Raw genomic sequence first — 13,948 nt, 5'->3', positions numbered from 1 at the left:
ACCCGGTCCGGTCCGGTCCGAGCGGCGGTCAGCCGGAGGACTTCACCGACTCCTCCGACAGGTCCCAGAGCCTCCGGGCGTTCTCGCCGTCCAGCGCGTAGCGTGCGACGCCTTGCAGCGGGACGCCTCGGCGGTCGAGCACCTCGGCCTCGTCGCAGTCGGCGAAGTAGCGGCCGCCGACGCCGTCCAAGAGGGGTGAGACGGCGAGCAGGACGGAGGTCGCCGCTCCCTGGGCGACCGTCTTCATCAGCTCGGGCGGGATGGTCCCGCTGCCCTGGCCGTCGGTGTGGCGCTGGAGGTTGGTGAGGATCGCGCCGGGCATCAGGGCGTTGGCGGTGATGCCGTCGCCGGCCCAGCGGCGGCTCGCCTCGACCGCGAACAGGACGTTGGCGGTCTTGGACTGGGCGTAGGCGAGCCACGGGTCGTACGGGCGGAAGGCGAAGTGGACGTCGTCCCAGACGATCGGCGACCGCTGGTGGGCGCTGGAGCTGACCGAGACGATCCGGGCGGCGCCGTCGGCGGCGAGCGCGCGGTGCAGGCCGGTGGCGAGGGCGAAGTGCCCCAGGTGGTTGGTGGCGAACTGCCACTCCCAGCCCTGCTCGGTGTACCGCTCCGGGCAGGCCATCACGCCGGCGTTGTTCACCAGGATGTGCAGCGGGCCCTGCCAGGCCTCCGCGAACGCGGCGACGGAGGCCAGGTCGGTGAGGTCCAGCCGGCCGACGTGCACCTCCCGGTTGCCGGTGGCCGCGGTGATCTCCTCGGCGACCCGCCGCCCGGCCGCCACGTCGCGGACGGCCAGGGTGACGGCGGCGCCGGTGCCGGCCAGCACCCGGGCGGTCTCCGTGCCGAGGCCGGAGGCGGCGCCGGTCACCACGGCGCGGCGGCCGGTGAGGTCGACGCCCTGCGCGACCTCGGCGGCGGTGGTCGCGAAGCCGTACGGCGTGCTGATCGCGTTCATCGGTGAACTCCTCTTCGGGGGACGGGTGTTGTCGACGCCCTCACGGTACGAGCAGGCGGTCCTGCTCGGTCGGCGGCGTGCCGCCGTACCAGTCGAGCGGGCGGCCCGCGCGGACGAGTTCGCCGTACAGGGCCGGGTCGACGGGCTCGGCGAACACCAGGTCCAGGATGTCCGCGGCCGCCACCGCGGGCGGGCGCGCCTCGCGGTAGTCGCCGAACCAGGGGCGCGAGGTCGCGGTGTCGACCATGCCCGGGCAGACGGAGGCGATCAGGATGCCGGCGGCGAGGTCGCGCTCGCGCCGCTCGGCGGCGACCGCCCGGACGGCGGCCACCTGGGCCACCTTCGAGGGCACGTTCAGCCAGCGCGGCCAGCCCGCCTCCTCGGCGGTGCCGTGGTGGATCGCGGTGCGCCAGGACTCGACGGCGTACTCCACCTGGTCGAGGGTCGCGCCGTCGAACAGGTGCCGCAGCCGGGGGTCCAGGTGGCCGAGGGTGCCCAGGCTGCTGGCCACCACGAGCAGTCGGCCGCCGGGGCGCAGCACCGGGGCGAAGTCGCGCAGCACGGCGTGGGTGGCGGTGTTGGAGACGTCGATGAACTCGTCGGCGCGCTCGGACTGCGACTCGCCGGGGAGCAGCCGGGCGACGGCGTTGGACAGGACGATGTCGACGCCGCCGTGCCGCTGCCGGAGTTCGTCGGCGAGGCGGGCGAGGGCCTCGGTGTCGGTGACGTCCAGGACCCGTCCTTCGACGCGGCCACAGGTGCCGGCCGACCGGGCGACCTGGTGGGCGGCCTCGGTGACGCGCTGCTCGCTGCGGCCGGTGAGCAGGACCAGGTCGGCCGGCCGCAGGCGGGCCGCCAGCCCCTCGGCGAGGGCCCGGCCGAGGCCCTGGTTGGCCCCCGTGACGAGGGCGGTGCGGGGATCGCTCATACCGACCACGGTAGGAACCGGCGCCTCCATGAGTCCAACGAAACTCTCGCACCTCTGCTATGCGTAGACGTCATGGACTTCACGGACGTCTCGCTGACCGCGCTGCGGGTGTTCCGGGCCGTGGCCGAGCAGGGCACCTTCACGGCGGCCGCGCAGGCGCTGGGGTACACCCAGTCGGCGGTGTCCCGGCAGATCGCCTCGATCGAACGGGCCGCGGGCGCGGAGCTGCTGGAACGGCGCCGCGAGGGCGTCCGGCTGACGGCCGCCGGGCGGGTGGTGATGCGGCACGCGACCGTCGTGCTGGAGGAGATCGACGCGGCGGCCCGCGAACTGTCTGGTAGGCCCGAGGAGGGCGGGACGGTCCGGCTCGGCTGGGTGCCGACCGCCGGCACCACGCTCGTCCCGCAGGCCCTCGCCGCGCTGCGGCGCAGCGCCCCGGGGGTGCGGGTGACCAGCCGCGAGGGCGGCACGGCGACGCTGGCGCGGGCGCTGCGGGCGGGCGGCATCGACCTCGCCCTGCTCTCCTCGGCCCCGCCGTTCCGCGCCCCGGACACCGAGTCGCCGCCCCTGGTGCTGCAGACCCTCACCGAGCGCGCCCTGTGCCTGGCCGTGCCCGCCGCGCACCCGCTGGCCCGCGGGGAGTACGTCGACGTGGCCGACCTGCGCGGGCAGCGGTGGATCGCCGGGCCGTCCGCCGGGGCCGACCGGCTGATGGGGGTGTGGCCGGGGCTGGACGAACGGCCCGAGATCGCCCACACCGCCCGCGACTGGCTCGCCAAGCTGCACCTGGTGGCGGCCGGCGGCGGGCTGACCACCGTCTCCCCCGCCATGGCCGCCGCCGCACCGCCCGGCGTACGCGTCCTGCCGGTACGCGGCGGCCCGCAGGAGGTGCGGCGCCTGCTGCTGGCCCGCCTCCCGCAGCCGCCCACCGACCCGGTCCGCCGCCTGGCGGCGGCGCTGCGCGCGGCAGCGGTGGCGGAGGCGAACGGCGGGCCACAGGACGGCCGTTGAGCCCCGCGAGCGTCAGTCCGCAGGTCAGTCCGAGGCTCGTCGGTCCGCCCCGGGCGGCGGGACGGGCCCGAGGTCGGCCTCGGGCCCGCGGGTGAGGACGGCGAGCAGGGCCGGGTCCGCGTACACCTCGGCGCTGTGCTGCCACTGGGTGAGCAGGAGCTCCACCGGGGCGAGGTCGTCCGGGGCCACCGCGCCGCGCGCCGTGTCGACCAGTTCGGTGATCAGGGTGTCGAGGTCCCCGTCGGGCAGGACGGTGCACCAGGGCAGGGCTACGGGCAGAGCCTGCCGCAGTGCGGCGGCGTCTCCGGCCCGCGCGAGCTCGGCGAGTGCTTCGGGGGTGAAGTCCACGACTGAGGAGCGTACGTGAGGCGGGGAGAATCGAGTGCGGGCGCGGGTGGTCAGCGGCCCGGGCGGCAGGGGGCGGGGGTGCCACGGGTCGGGTCGGCGGTGACGGCCGCCGCGACGGTGCCGGCCAGGCAGGCGATCAGGCAGCGGGTGACGGGGTGGCGTACGGCGCGCAGCAGGGCGGGCGGGCGTGTGGCGGGGGCCGGGTGGTGTGTCATCGGGGGCTCCTTCGCGTGGGGGTACGGCCGTCGGGGGCCGCGTCGGTGGACGCGGCCCCCGGCGGGGCGGGCGGGGTGGTGGGCGGCCTCACGCGGCCGTCGCGGACTTCGTCCCGGCGGCGTCCGCGCGCCCGGGGCGCGGGGTGCGCAGGGTGGCCGCCGCGAGCAGGCCCCCGGCCACCGCGATCGCCGCGGCGCCGAGGAAGGCAGCGGAGAAGCCCGAGGTCAGACCCTGGACGGTGGCGTCCGGGGTCCGGGCGCCGGCCAGTGCGGTCATCGCGGCCAGGCCGAGCGCCGAGCCCACCTGGTAGCCGGTGTTGACGATGCCGGAGGCGAGGCCGCCGTCCTCCGGGGGCGCGCTGGAGATCGCGGTGCCGAGGGAGGGGATGAAGGCGAGCGCCATGCCGGTCGCGGCGAGCAGGGAGGCGGGCAGCACGTCGGTCCAGAAGTTGCCGTCCGGGCGGGCCAGCGAGAGCCCGGCCAGGCCGGCGCCGAGGGCGAGCATGCCGGTGACGACCAGCGCCTTGGGGCCGAAGCGGGCGATCAGCCGGGGCGCCAGGGTGATCATGATGCCCATGATGGCGACGGTCATCGGCAGCAGGGCCGCGCCGCTGGCGAAGGCGCCGAGGTGGAGGACCTGCTGGAGGTAGAGGTTCAGGAAGAACCACATCGGCACCCAGGCCGCGGCCAGCAGGAACTGGGCGAGGTTGGCGGCGCCGAGGTTCGGAACCCGGAAGATGCCCAGCCGCATCAGCGGCTCGCGGCGCCTGCCCTGGACGACCAGGAAGGCGGCCAGCAGCACGGCCGCGCCGGCCAGGGTCAGCAGGGTCGACGCGGAGGCCCAACCCGCCTCCGGGGCACGGACGACGGCGTACACGGCGGCGGCCAGTCCGGCGGTGACGGTGAGCGCGCCGACGAGGTCGATGCCGCCGCGGCGCCGGGGCGCGGAGGGCATCAGCGCGGGAGTGGCGAGCAGCGCGACCACGGCCACCGGGATGTTGATGTAGAACACCCAGGGCCAGCTGACGTACTGGGTGATCAGGCCGCCGAGGAAGACGCCCGCGGTGCCGCCGGCCGGGGCCGCCGCGCCGTACAGGGCGAAGGCCTTGGTCAGTTCCTTCGGGTTCCCGCCGAAGAGCGTCATCAGCAGGGTGAGCGCCGAGGGGGCGATGAGGGCGGCGCCGAGGCCCTGGACGCCGCGGCCGGCCAGCTCGGTGGGCACGTTCCCGGCGAGGCCGGCGAGCAGTGAGCCCGCGCCGAGGACCGCCCAGCCGGCGCTGAACAGGCGGCGGGCGCCGAGCAGGTCGGAGAGCCGTCCGCCGAGCAGGAGCAGGCCGCCGAAGGCGACCACGTACGCGTTGAACACCCAGGACAGGTCCTCCTGGCCGAAGCCGAGGGCGTCCTTCATCCTGGGCAGGGCCACCCCGATGATCGAGGTGTCCATGATCACCACGAACTGCGCGGCGGCGATCAGCGCCAGTGCGCGCCACCTCCGGGGGTCGGGCCCGGTGCTGTCGGTTGCCATCTCTTACTCCCTGTCTGTGAGGGGTATCGGCCGGGGGCGGTGCCTCGCGGCGATCGCCGAGGATCGCCAACTCGCAGGACGGGCACGGTGGATGTGCCGGTCGACGACCCCGGTGAGGACGACCGAGAACATACCCTAGGGGGGTAGGGTTTAGTCAACGGAGCCGGGGCGGCGGGGAACGGGGCCCGGCGGCGGGAGGCAGCCCGCGAAGGCGGGGAATCCGGCGTCCACCGGCGGGGTTTCACCAGGCGTCAGCACCCGCCTCGTGAAGGGCCCTCCGTGCGCGCCATCCAGATCGACCGTTTCGGCACCCCCGAGGTCCTCGACCTCGTCGAGACCCCCCGGCCCGCGCCCGGCCCCGGGGAGGTGCTGGTCCGGACCGTCGCGAGCGGCATCAACCCCGTCGACGACAAGACCCGGGAGGGGGCCATCGGCGAGGGCACTCCCCCGCTGCCGACGACGCTCGGCTGGGACCTGGCCGGCGTCGTGGTCGACGGCGGCGACAGCCCGCTGGAGGTGGGGGAACGGGTCATCGCCATGTCCCACCAACTCGGCACCACCCGCGGCACCTGGGCCGACCTGGTCGTCCTCCCCGCGGCGGCGGTGGCCGTCGCGCCGCGGGCGGTCAGCCTGGTCGAGGCCGCCACGCTGCCGCTGCCCGGGCTGACGGCCCTGCAGACGCTGGACTGGCTGGCGGTGTCCGCCGGCGAGCGGCTGCTGATCGCCGGTGCCGCCGGCGCGGTCGGCGGACTCGCCCTGCAGATAGCCCGGGCGCGGGGCGTCGAGGTCGACGCCCTGGTCTCCCGAGACGCACAGGCCGGCTTCGCCCGCGAGCACGGCGCGGGGCTCGTCTCCACCGACCCCGCCGCCTTCCGGGGCGGCGGCTACGACGCGGTCTTCGACACCTTCGGGGCCTTCGTCACCGACGCGGTCGCGGACGGCGGCCGCTACGCCTCGATCGCCACCCAGGCCGGCCCCGTCCCGGACCTCTCCGCCCGGGGCGTGCGCACCACCGTCCACCAGGTGCGCGAGGACGGCGCCGGGCTGGCCGAGTTGGCCCGGCTCGTCGACGCCGGCGCCCTGCGGCCGCGGGTGCACGCCACGTACGGGCTCCAGGAGATCCGGGCCGCGCACGAGCGGTTCCGCGAGGGCGGCCTGGCCGGGAAGATCGTCGTGACGTTCTGACCGCCGCCCTCGGCCGCCTCACCCGCGAGCGACCCTCGGCCGGGCCGCGCCCACCGCACCGGGGGCCCTCGTGGAGGAACCCGGCGGGGGTGGGCCGGCACCGGACTACCGGGCTGGCGGCGGGAGTTCGCCGACACGGTCGGCGGCGGCCCGGGCGAGGACCGCGGAGATGCCGACCACCGTCCCGGCCGGGCCCGCCTCGCCGTCCTCGGCGAGGACCGTGCGCTCGCCGAGGAACCCGTACGTGCTCCGGTCGAAGACCCACTGCGTCTGCCGCCCGTCCGCCGTACGGGCCACGGCGACGCCCTCGCGTCCGGCGGCGTCGACGGCCGAGCCGACCACCGTGACCCCGGGGATCCGCTCGGCCGCCCGGTAGAGCGCGGCGCCGACCTGCGGCGGCGCCCAGGTCTCGGCCAGCAGGTCGCCGATCGCCGTGAACGCCCGCTGGTCCGGGTCCTGGCCCTGGCCCCGGGTCTGCTCCCTGACCAGCCGCAGCAGGGCGTCCGGGTCGGTGGGCAGCGCGGCGACGAAGGCGTGGGTCGGTTCGCCGACCGACGGACCGCCTCCCCCGCCGAACGCCTCGGGCCGGGCCGTCGCCCCCGGCTGGTCGAGGTGGAGGACCGGCCCGTCCTCGCCGAGCCGGCTGTCCGGCCCGCCCTCCTCGCGCAGCAGGCCGGGGCGGCTGCCGTCGGCGGACAGCCACACCTGCCGGGTGTGCGCGGGCGCCATGGTCACGGGGCCGCCGCCCGCGCTCTGCGCCGCGTAGGCGACCCTGCTCTCGATGTAGACGAACTGGTCTGCGCGGACCGCCGGTTGCTCCGATCCGGCGGCGGCGAGGGCGATGCGGTCGAGCAGCCGTACGGCTTCGGAGCCGCCGGTCGCACCGCCTCCCGCCACCGCCGCGTGGTCGCGCCCGGCCGTCCCCGCGCCCCCGAGGTCCGACGCCACGACGCCGACCACCGCCAGGGCGCAGGCGAGCGCAGGCACCGCGATCCGGAACCGGGCCGAACGCCTGGCCGGGCGCCGGACCGGGCGCCCGGCCCGACGCCGGAGCGGGGCTCGCGGAGCGGGGCGGCCCTGCGGCTCGGCGGCCTTGCGCAACAGCGCTTCCCTCAAGAGCAGTCGGCGGTCCGCGTCCAGGCCGGGCACCGCCGGCGGGGGCAGCAGCCCGGCGAGTTCACGGCGCTCCGACTCCTCGGACACCGGGCGCTGCGCGGCGCGCCGTGGGGTGGCGTTCATCCGTGGCTCTCCTGGGTCGACGGCCGGAGCGCGGGGAGGCGGCCCGGTACGGGCAGGGCGGGGGCGGCGGCAGCGGCGACGCGGACAGGGACGGGAGCGGGAGCGGGGACGGCGGCGCGGGCCCTGGCTTCGGCCTTCGCCTTCACCTTCGCCTTCACTTTCGCCTCCGCCCTGGCCTCGGCCTCGGTGAGTTCGCGCAGCCGGGCCCGCGCCCGGGACAGCCGCGAGCGGACGGTCCCGACCGGCGTGCCGAGCGCCTCGGCCGCGCTCGCGTAGTCCAGTCCGGCCCACACCACCAGCGTGAAGACCTCCCGGTCGCGCCGCCGGAGCCGGGCGAGCGCCCGGCGCGCGGCCCGCAGCTCCTCGACGTCCGCGAGGTGCGCGACCAGGTCGTCGGAGAAGTCCGGGACGGCGCCGCGCTCCGGGATCCGGGCGAGCGCGAGGTCGCGGCGCCGCCGGGCGCGGGCGTTGCGGCGCATGACGTTGGTCGCGATCCCCAGCAGCCACGGGCGCAGGCCGTCGCCGTCGGGGTGCAGCCGCTCCCGGCCCCGCCACGCCTCCAGGAAGGTCGTCGAGACGACGTCCTCGGCCTCCGCCCAGTCGCCCGTCACGCGCAGGGCGTAGCGGTACAGCACCTGGGCGTGCTCGTCGTAGAGCTCGCCCAGGACGTCGGGGTCGCCGCGGCGCAGACGCGTTCTCATGAGTGCTTCCACACTCTGCCCTGCCCGGTCCGGCACCCGGGTTCCGGTGACGTGCGTCACAGGCCCCGACCCACCGTCGATGTGGCCCGGCTCACAGGAACTCCGGTGCCCCTCCGAGCAGTACAGGACATGACCACCGCTTCCGCTCCCCGTTCCGTTCCCCGCCGGAACGCCCTCCGGGCCCTGGCCGTCGCCGGCGCCCTGGTCGGCGCCTCGACTCCCGCCCTCGGCGGCCCGGCCTTCGCCGCCGAGCCGGAGACGTACACCCTCACCGTCCGGCACCTGGACCGCGCCGGCCACCCGACCGCGCCGTACCGGACCAGCGTCACCGGGATCTCCGGCCCCGGCGCCGACACCTCGGTCCGGCTGGACGCCCCCTCCGGCGTCACCACCGTGCGGCTGCCCAAGGGCCGGTACGTGCTGGACAGCAACCTGGCCTCGGGCCTGGAGCCGGGCGGGACGATCTGGACGGACTGGATCGTCCAGCCGCGCCTCGACCTCGACCACGACACCACCGTCACCGTCGACGCGCGGACCACCGCCCTCGTCGACGTCCGGCCCCCGGACGGGTCCGCGCGCTTCCGGCACAGCGGGATGTTCGTCGAGGTCACACACGAGGGTGCCACCAGGACCGTCAACGTCGCCAACGGGTCGCCGAACCTGCGCGTCGCCCACCTCGGGCCGCAGACCGAGGCCGGGGCGGTCAAGCAGTGGTTCGACGTCAACTGGGACACCGACAGCGGCGGCTACCTGCTCGGCCGGACCTCCACCGGCACCCGCGCGCTGACCGGGCTCAGCAAGCACTACTCCGCGCAGGAGCTGGCCACCGTGAACATCCGCGGCGCCGCCGGACCGGGCGGCGCCGGGACCGCGCTCGTCAGCCTCCAGCCCAGCGACGGAGCGAGCATCGGCGAATCCCGGAGCGTCACCACACCCGGCACCGCCACCTTCCACGTCGCACCCGAACGCGGCACCTGGGACATCGGCGTCACCGTCCCCCGCGCCGACGGCAGCCGGCCGACCTACTACACCGAAGACCGCGTCGCCGTACGGGCCGGGGCCACGACCACCCGGACCTTCGACGGCCCCGTCTTCGGCCCCGCGCTCACCGACCGCCCCGCCGTCTCCCGCGACGGCGACCGGATCACCGCGGACGTCCCGCTGCTCGCCGACGGCGACGGCCACGTGCCGTGGACCCCGTCGTTCGACACCGCCTACACCTCGCTGTACCGCGACGGGGTGCTGGTCGGCGCCGCCTCCGACGCGGCCGGGCGCGGCGAGTTCACCGTCACCCCGGGCATGGCGGGCTACCGCCTGGCCACCACCGTGACCCGCAAGGCCGCGGCCGGCGCGACCACCCGGGTGACCGCGTCCTGGACCTTCGCCTCCGCCACCACCGCCGCCCCGACCGCACTCCCCGTCAGCGTCGTACGGTTCGCCCCCGAGCTCGACCCATCCGGCACCGCGACGGCCGGCAGCGCGCTGCGCGTCCCGGTCACCGTGCAGGGCGCCGCCGCGGACGGCCGCGTCCGCTCGCTCACCGTCTCGTCCTCCACCGACGGCGGCGCCTCCTGGACCCGCCTCCCCCTCGACGCCGGCGCCGTCACCGTCCACAACCCCCCGGCCGGCACCGCCGTCTCCCTGCGCGCCGAACTGACCGACACCGACGGCAACACCCTCGACCAGACCATCACCGAGGCCTACCGCACCCGCTGACCGTCCCGTTGCGACGAACCCTGAGCGATCCTCACCGAGGCCTGACGGATCACACCGTGTCTCATCGAAGGTCAAGCAGGCAGAGCAGGGCCCTGTTGTGCCTACCGGATCCGAGATCGGCTCGGCCGGGATCCCGGCCGAGCCGGTTCGCTCACGCCTCTGGCCACGGTGGAGTCGGTGGAGGACAGGGTTCGCGCGCCTGCCGGCCCACAGTCGGTCGGCCCCGTGGTCCTTGAGAAGATCTCGTTCATGAGTGAGGATCCGAGGGCCCGAGAAGCCGTGTGGGCGGATGGAAAGAACCTGTACGACGTCGTCCCCGCTCTCGACGCTGTCATCGGGATCATCGGGCGGGATCTGGTCCTGGGCGAGTACTCGCTGGCGCATGCCACGGCGCACATGGCAGCGGAAATGATCGTGGAGCAGAGGGAATCGACAGGGATCCACGACGAGGGGACGGCATTGCTCGTCGTCCGTGCACTCGCCGAGTCGGCGGCTGCTACGGAACGCGCGAATGATGGACTCCGTTCGTAGCGAGGCGCCCTCCGGCCTGTGGCACAGCCAGTGCTCGGGCTTCGGTGAGACTGCCGAGGTTCCGTGCAACAGGACACTGACCCCGGCCCACAGCCGACGCCTGACCGCCTGCCGGGAACCGTAGGTCGGCACCGGCTCGCACGGGCCTGATCGCACACGCCTCGTTGGTGGTCGGACCACTCCCGGGTCCGGCCACCACCGCGTGGGAGCGGATCTGTAGTCTCTGCCGCATGTCGGCCGATCTTGGATTCACCTGCACCTGCTGCGGCGAACGTCACGCAGAGACACCCATGAACTTCTCCAGTCCTGCGCCCGCCTACTGGCAGCCGGACATGGAACAGGTGCGGGACTGCCTCCTCTCGTCCGACCAGTGCGTGATCCAGGGCGAAGCCTTCTTCGTGCGAGGACTGATCGAGCTGCCCGTCATCGGCCGGGACGACGTCTTCTCCTGGGGCGTGTGGGTCTCGCTCAGCGAGAAGAACTTCGAGCGGGCGAGCGAGCTGTGGGAGACCCCCGGCCGCGAGTCGGAGCCCGCGTACTTCGGCTGGTTGTCGACCGACCTGCTCCCGTACTCTCCGTCGACGATCAACCTGAAGACCATGGTCCACACGCGTCCCGTGGGCGAGCGCCCCTTCATCGAACTGGAGCCGACCGACCACCCGCTCGCGGTCGAACAACGCACGGGCATCACCATGGACCGCGTACGGGAACTCGCCGAAGCTGTCCTGCACTCCAAGCACTGAAGCCCTACCGTCGCCCTGTCCCGCTCACCCGCTGAACCTGCTGCCGAATCGGACGGACATGACCGTGTACTGGACCGGCGAGGCCCCCTGGGTCCACCACCTCGGAGCGGACACCCGGCCCTCCGGACCCAGCCTCCTGCCGCCCTCCGGCACCACCTTCGTCGCCCGCCTCGACGGCGCCGAACTCGTCGACGAGCAGCGGCTCTTCGAGCAGCTGAGCATCCACCTCCGCCTCCCGGCCTACTTCGGCTGGAACTGGGACGCCCTCGCGGACTGCCTGCGCGACCTGGCCTGGGCGCCCGCCGACCACTACCTGCTCGTCATCGAGCGGTCGGCGCTGATGCTGCGGGAGCACCCAGAGGACCGCGCCACCCTGCTCAGGATCCTCGACACCGCCGGCCGCCACTGGGGCCACAGCCTCGACCGGCCGGGCCGGTCCTTCAACACCCTGCTCCTGTAGGCGCGGCCACCGACGGGCCTGTCCGGCGTCGGCCTCCTCACCCGAGGAGGCCGGCGGCGGACTGGTTCGGCTTCGCCGTTCACCGCAGGGGTCAGGCCGCGGTGGGGGTCAGGGGGCGGGGGGTCGGGGTGGTGAGGGCGAGGTTGCGGTGGATCTCCAGGGCGGCGGTGGAGCGGTTCAGGGTGATGTAGTGGAGGCCGGGCGCGCCCTCGTGGAGGAGGCGTTCGGCCATCCTGGTGGCGTGGTCGACGCCGATGCGGTGGGCGGTCGCCCGGTCGCCGCGGGCCGCCTCCAGTTGTCGGGCCAGTCCGGCGGGGAAGGAGGCGCCGCTGAGTTCGGCGAAGCGGCTGATCTGGCGTACGTCGGTGGCGGGCATGATCTCGGGGATGACCGGGGTCGCGCAGCCGGCCGCGGCCAGCCGGTCGCGCAGCCGCAGGTAGTGCTCGACGTCGAAGAACATCTGGGTGACGGCGTAGTCGGCGCCGGCCCGGCACTTGGCGACGAAGTGCCGGATGTCGTCGTCCCAGTCCGCCGAGCGCGGGTGGCGCTCGGGGAAGGCGGCGACGCCGACGGTGAACGCGCCGCACTCCTTGACGAGTCGGACGAGTTCGGCCGCGTAGCGCAGGCCCTGCGGGTGGGGCTCCCAGCGGCCGTTGGGGTTGCCCGGCGGGTCGCCGCGCAGGGCGAGGACGTCGCGGATGCCGACGTCGGCGTAGCGCCGTAGGACGGCCTGGAGTTCGGCGGTGGAGTGGCCGACGGCGGTGAGGTGGGCCACCGGGCGCAAGGTGGTCTGGGCGGCGATCAGTTCGGTGGTGCCGATGGTGCGGTCGCGCGAGGAGCCGCCGGCGCCGTAGGTGACCGAGACGAAGGTCGGCGCGACCGCCTCCACCCGCCGGATCGCCGCCCACAGGGCGCGTTCGCCGGCCTCGTCCTTGGCGGGGAAGAACTCGAAGGAGTAGGTCCGTTCGCCGGCCGCGAGGATGTCGCGCAGGCCGCGCGGGGTGCGCCGGGTGGTGTGGTCCATGGGTTCACCTCAGGTGGTGGGGTCGGTCGTCCGGGGATGCGGGGGAGCTCCTCCACCCTGCCCCGGCACCCGCAACAGGACTGTCACAGCGGGTCGTTGACGGCCCCGTCCGGGCGGCGGAAGGTGCTCCAGCAGCTCTAGCAATTACCCTAGGGGGGTATGGTATGTTCGAAAGGAAGCAGCCGCCCGGGCAGTCCGGCCGGCGCCGGGCACCACGACAGGAGCACACCCATGAGCGAGACCACCGTCACCGTCGAGTCCGCCGCCGCCGAGGCCACCTCCTGCTGCGGCTCGTGCGGCACCGGCGCCGGCGCGGCCCCGGCCGCCGAGTCCGGCCGGACCTCGGTCTTCCAGGTGAAGGGCATGACCTGCGGCCACTGCGTCTCCTCGGTGACCGCCGAGTTGAAGAAGCTCGACGGCGTCGAGGAGGTCGCCGTGGACCTCGCCACCGGCCGGGTCACCGTCGGCAGCACCCTGCCGCTCGCCGACTCCGACGTGGCCGCCGCCGTCGACGAGGCCGGCTACGAGCTGGTCGGCCGCGTCGAGGCCTGAGCCTCCGACATCGGCCCGGACGGGAGGGCGCCACCCCGCCCGTCCGGGCCGACTCCCCCTCGGCACGCCCCCGGTAGAGTGAGCGCACGCCTCACCGCACAGGAACCGGAGACGGCCATGGCCGGCTACAGCTCGCACAAGGACGACTTCCGCAAGCGGCTCCGCCGCATCGAGGGCCAGATCCGTGGCCTCCAGCGCATGGTCGAGGAGGACACCTACTGCATCGACGTCCTCACCCAGGTGTCCGCCGCCAGCCGCGCCCTCCAGTCCTTCGCCCTCCAACTCCTCGACGAGCACATCGAATGCTGTGTCCGGGACGCCATCGCCGAGGGCGGCCAGGAGGCGGGCACCAAGATCCGCGAGGCCAACCAGGCCATCGCCCGCCTGGTCAGGTCCTGACCCCGTTCCAGCGGTGACGGCTCCTCCGACGGCCCCCGGGAGCCGTCACCTTTACGGGGTGGGGGTATCTCCCCGGGGCGTTCCAGGAGGGGATCAACCGTGTCCGCGATCGAGTTCGTCCGCCGCCTGGACGGCCTGGTCTACCGCTTCGACCTGAACGGCACCGCCAACGGCCGCCCGTCCTACAAGCGGCGGGACCTGGACCTGTGGTGCCGGTGGACGCCGGAGCGGGGCTGGTGCGTCGTCGACGCCGAGGGCGTGCCCAACTCCGGTCCGCTGCTGGGCGAGGACCGGCACCGGGAGCTCCCGCCGACCGGGCCGTGGCGCAGCTGGAAGGCCGGCCGGTCGTACCTCTACGACCTGCGCCGCGTCGATGGAAACGGGGACGGCGACGCGTCCTGAGGCCCGCGGGG

At 74.9% G+C, this 13,948-nt stretch carries 17 protein-coding genes; 9 read left to right on the top strand and 8 right to left on the bottom strand.

Going from position 1 to position 13,948, the window contains the following annotated elements; genetic code table 11:
- Nucleotides 1–28: 28 nt before the first annotated feature.
- Together ACFY4B_RS07965 and ACFY4B_RS07960 are read right to left on the bottom strand one after the other, a co-directional pair.
- Nucleotides 29–958, bottom strand: coding sequence for an SDR family NAD(P)-dependent oxidoreductase (locus ACFY4B_RS07965; RefSeq protein ID WP_387966848.1), 930 nt, complete (start codon nt 956–958; stop codon nt 29–31).
- A gap of 40 nt (nt 959–998) precedes the next feature.
- The gene (locus ACFY4B_RS07960; RefSeq protein ID WP_387966847.1) at nt 999–1,886 is read right to left on the bottom strand and encodes an SDR family NAD(P)-dependent oxidoreductase; all 888 of its coding nucleotides are present in this window, start codon (nt 1,884–1,886) and stop codon (nt 999–1,001) included.
- A gap of 72 nt (nt 1,887–1,958) precedes the next feature.
- Between ACFY4B_RS07960 and ACFY4B_RS07955 the strand changes: the two genes are divergently transcribed.
- Complete coding sequence (locus ACFY4B_RS07955) at nt 1,959–2,897, top strand: LysR family transcriptional regulator (RefSeq protein WP_387966845.1); 939 nt, start codon at nt 1,959–1,961, stop codon at nt 2,895–2,897.
- A 24-nt stretch (nt 2,898–2,921) separates the two neighbouring features.
- Here ACFY4B_RS07955 and ACFY4B_RS07950 read toward each other — a convergent pair whose 3' ends face one another.
- The 3 genes from ACFY4B_RS07950 to ACFY4B_RS07940 all read right to left on the bottom strand — a co-directional run bounded on the left by ACFY4B_RS07950 (nt 2,922) and on the right by ACFY4B_RS07940 (nt 4,985).
- Nucleotides 2,922–3,245 carry a hypothetical protein gene (locus tag ACFY4B_RS07950; RefSeq protein WP_387966844.1) on the bottom strand — a complete coding sequence of 108 codons (324 nt, stop codon included), beginning with the start codon at nt 3,243–3,245 and terminating at the stop codon, nt 2,922–2,924.
- 50 nt (nt 3,246–3,295) lie between these two features.
- On the bottom strand, nt 3,296–3,460 hold the full coding sequence (locus tag ACFY4B_RS07945) for a hypothetical protein (RefSeq protein WP_375877145.1): 165 nt from the start codon (nt 3,458–3,460) through the stop codon (nt 3,296–3,298).
- 88 nt (nt 3,461–3,548) lie between these two features.
- The gene (locus ACFY4B_RS07940) at nt 3,549–4,985 is read right to left on the bottom strand and encodes an MFS transporter (protein ID WP_380745131.1); all 1,437 of its coding nucleotides are present in this window, start codon (nt 4,983–4,985) and stop codon (nt 3,549–3,551) included.
- 279 nt (nt 4,986–5,264) lie between these two features.
- Here ACFY4B_RS07940 and ACFY4B_RS07935 point away from each other — a divergent pair, with 279 nt between their 5' ends.
- A complete protein-coding gene (locus ACFY4B_RS07935) occupies nt 5,265–6,170 on the top strand; it encodes an NADP-dependent oxidoreductase (protein WP_387966843.1) in 906 nt (301 codons plus the stop codon).
- A gap of 105 nt (nt 6,171–6,275) precedes the next feature.
- Here ACFY4B_RS07935 and ACFY4B_RS07930 read toward each other — a convergent pair whose 3' ends face one another.
- Nucleotides 6,276–7,409 (bottom strand): CU044_5270 family protein, encoded by a 1,134-nt coding sequence (locus ACFY4B_RS07930; protein WP_387966841.1) that lies wholly within the window; start codon nt 7,407–7,409, stop codon nt 6,276–6,278.
- Entirely contained in the window at nt 7,406–8,110 is a 705-nt protein-coding gene (locus ACFY4B_RS07925; protein WP_387966840.1) for an RNA polymerase sigma factor, read from the bottom strand. Before ACFY4B_RS07925 ends, ACFY4B_RS07930 begins: the two co-directional genes overlap by 4 nt.
- 129 nt (nt 8,111–8,239) lie before the next feature.
- Between ACFY4B_RS07925 and ACFY4B_RS07920 the strand changes: the two genes are divergently transcribed.
- The 4 genes from ACFY4B_RS07920 to ACFY4B_RS07905 all read left to right on the top strand — a co-directional run bounded on the left by ACFY4B_RS07920 (nt 8,240) and on the right by ACFY4B_RS07905 (nt 11,560).
- Nucleotides 8,240–9,826 carry a serine protease gene (locus tag ACFY4B_RS07920; protein WP_387966839.1) on the top strand — a complete coding sequence of 529 codons (1,587 nt, stop codon included), beginning with the start codon at nt 8,240–8,242 and terminating at the stop codon, nt 9,824–9,826.
- A 177-nt stretch (nt 9,827–10,003) separates the two neighbouring features.
- Nucleotides 10,004–10,357: a hypothetical protein gene (locus ACFY4B_RS07915; protein WP_387823162.1), complete on the top strand. Its 354-nt coding sequence runs from the start codon at nt 10,004–10,006 to the stop codon at nt 10,355–10,357.
- A 230-nt stretch (nt 10,358–10,587) separates the two neighbouring features.
- Nucleotides 10,588–11,100: a DUF2199 domain-containing protein gene (locus tag ACFY4B_RS07910; protein ID WP_387966838.1), complete on the top strand. Its 513-nt coding sequence runs from the start codon at nt 10,588–10,590 to the stop codon at nt 11,098–11,100.
- A gap of 58 nt (nt 11,101–11,158) precedes the next feature.
- Nucleotides 11,159–11,560, top strand: a complete 402-nt coding sequence (locus ACFY4B_RS07905; RefSeq protein WP_387966837.1) for a barstar family protein — start codon at nt 11,159–11,161, stop codon at nt 11,558–11,560.
- Nucleotides 11,561–11,651: 91 nt separating this feature from the next.
- On the opposite strand, the gene metF is transcribed toward ACFY4B_RS07905, so the two are convergent.
- Nucleotides 11,652–12,584 carry a methylenetetrahydrofolate reductase [NAD(P)H] gene (gene metF, locus ACFY4B_RS07900; RefSeq protein WP_380745142.1) on the bottom strand — a complete coding sequence of 311 codons (933 nt, stop codon included), beginning with the start codon at nt 12,582–12,584 and terminating at the stop codon, nt 11,652–11,654.
- Nucleotides 12,585–12,815: 231 nt separating this feature from the next.
- Between metF and ACFY4B_RS07895 the strand changes: the two genes are divergently transcribed.
- The 3 genes from ACFY4B_RS07895 to ACFY4B_RS07885 all read left to right on the top strand — a co-directional run bounded on the left by ACFY4B_RS07895 (nt 12,816) and on the right by ACFY4B_RS07885 (nt 13,937).
- Nucleotides 12,816–13,136 carry a heavy-metal-associated domain-containing protein gene (locus tag ACFY4B_RS07895; RefSeq protein WP_049656141.1) on the top strand — a complete coding sequence of 107 codons (321 nt, stop codon included), beginning with the start codon at nt 12,816–12,818 and terminating at the stop codon, nt 13,134–13,136.
- Between the two features lie 117 nt (nt 13,137–13,253).
- The gene (locus tag ACFY4B_RS07890; protein ID WP_375875564.1) at nt 13,254–13,535 is read left to right on the top strand and encodes a metal-sensitive transcriptional regulator; all 282 of its coding nucleotides are present in this window, start codon (nt 13,254–13,256) and stop codon (nt 13,533–13,535) included.
- Nucleotides 13,536–13,634: 99 nt separating this feature from the next.
- A complete protein-coding gene (locus ACFY4B_RS07885; protein ID WP_387823154.1) occupies nt 13,635–13,937 on the top strand; it encodes a hypothetical protein in 303 nt (100 codons plus the stop codon).
- Nucleotides 13,938–13,948: the final 11 nt, after the last annotated feature.

It is taken from the genome of Kitasatospora sp. NPDC001261 (genome assembly GCF_042896795.1).
GTDB lineage: Bacteria > Actinomycetota > Actinomycetes > Streptomycetales > Streptomycetaceae > Kitasatospora.
Note: the sequence above shows the minus strand (reverse complement) of the source record. Positions and strands in the feature narration are given on the sequence as shown.

Coding starts and splice junctions, on each gene's coding strand:
- ACFY4B_RS07895 (WP_049656141.1), top strand. CDS start 12,816: ATGAGCGAGACCACCGTCACCGTCGAGTCCGCCGCCGCCGAGGCCACC.
- ACFY4B_RS07890 (WP_375875564.1), top strand. CDS start 13,254: ATGGCCGGCTACAGCTCGCACAAGGACGACTTCCGCAAGCGGCTCCGC.
- ACFY4B_RS07960 (WP_387966847.1), bottom strand. CDS start 1,886: ATGAGCGATCCCCGCACCGCCCTCGTCACGGGGGCCAACCAGGGCCTC.
- ACFY4B_RS07965 (WP_387966848.1), bottom strand. CDS start 958: ATGAACGCGATCAGCACGCCGTACGGCTTCGCGACCACCGCCGCCGAG.
- ACFY4B_RS07920 (WP_387966839.1), top strand. CDS start 8,240: ATGACCACCGCTTCCGCTCCCCGTTCCGTTCCCCGCCGGAACGCCCTC.
- ACFY4B_RS07925 (WP_387966840.1), bottom strand. CDS start 8,110: ATGAGAACGCGTCTGCGCCGCGGCGACCCCGACGTCCTGGGCGAGCTC.
- ACFY4B_RS07945 (WP_375877145.1), bottom strand. CDS start 3,460: ATGACACACCACCCGGCCCCCGCCACACGCCCGCCCGCCCTGCTGCGC.
- ACFY4B_RS07940 (WP_380745131.1), bottom strand. CDS start 4,985: ATGGCAACCGACAGCACCGGGCCCGACCCCCGGAGGTGGCGCGCACTG.
- metF (WP_380745142.1), bottom strand. CDS start 12,584: ATGGACCACACCACCCGGCGCACCCCGCGCGGCCTGCGCGACATCCTC.
- ACFY4B_RS07955 (WP_387966845.1), top strand. CDS start 1,959: ATGGACTTCACGGACGTCTCGCTGACCGCGCTGCGGGTGTTCCGGGCC.
- ACFY4B_RS07905 (WP_387966837.1), top strand. CDS start 11,159: ATGACCGTGTACTGGACCGGCGAGGCCCCCTGGGTCCACCACCTCGGA.
- ACFY4B_RS07930 (WP_387966841.1), bottom strand. CDS start 7,409: ATGAACGCCACCCCACGGCGCGCCGCGCAGCGCCCGGTGTCCGAGGAG.
- ACFY4B_RS07910 (WP_387966838.1), top strand. CDS start 10,588: ATGTCGGCCGATCTTGGATTCACCTGCACCTGCTGCGGCGAACGTCAC.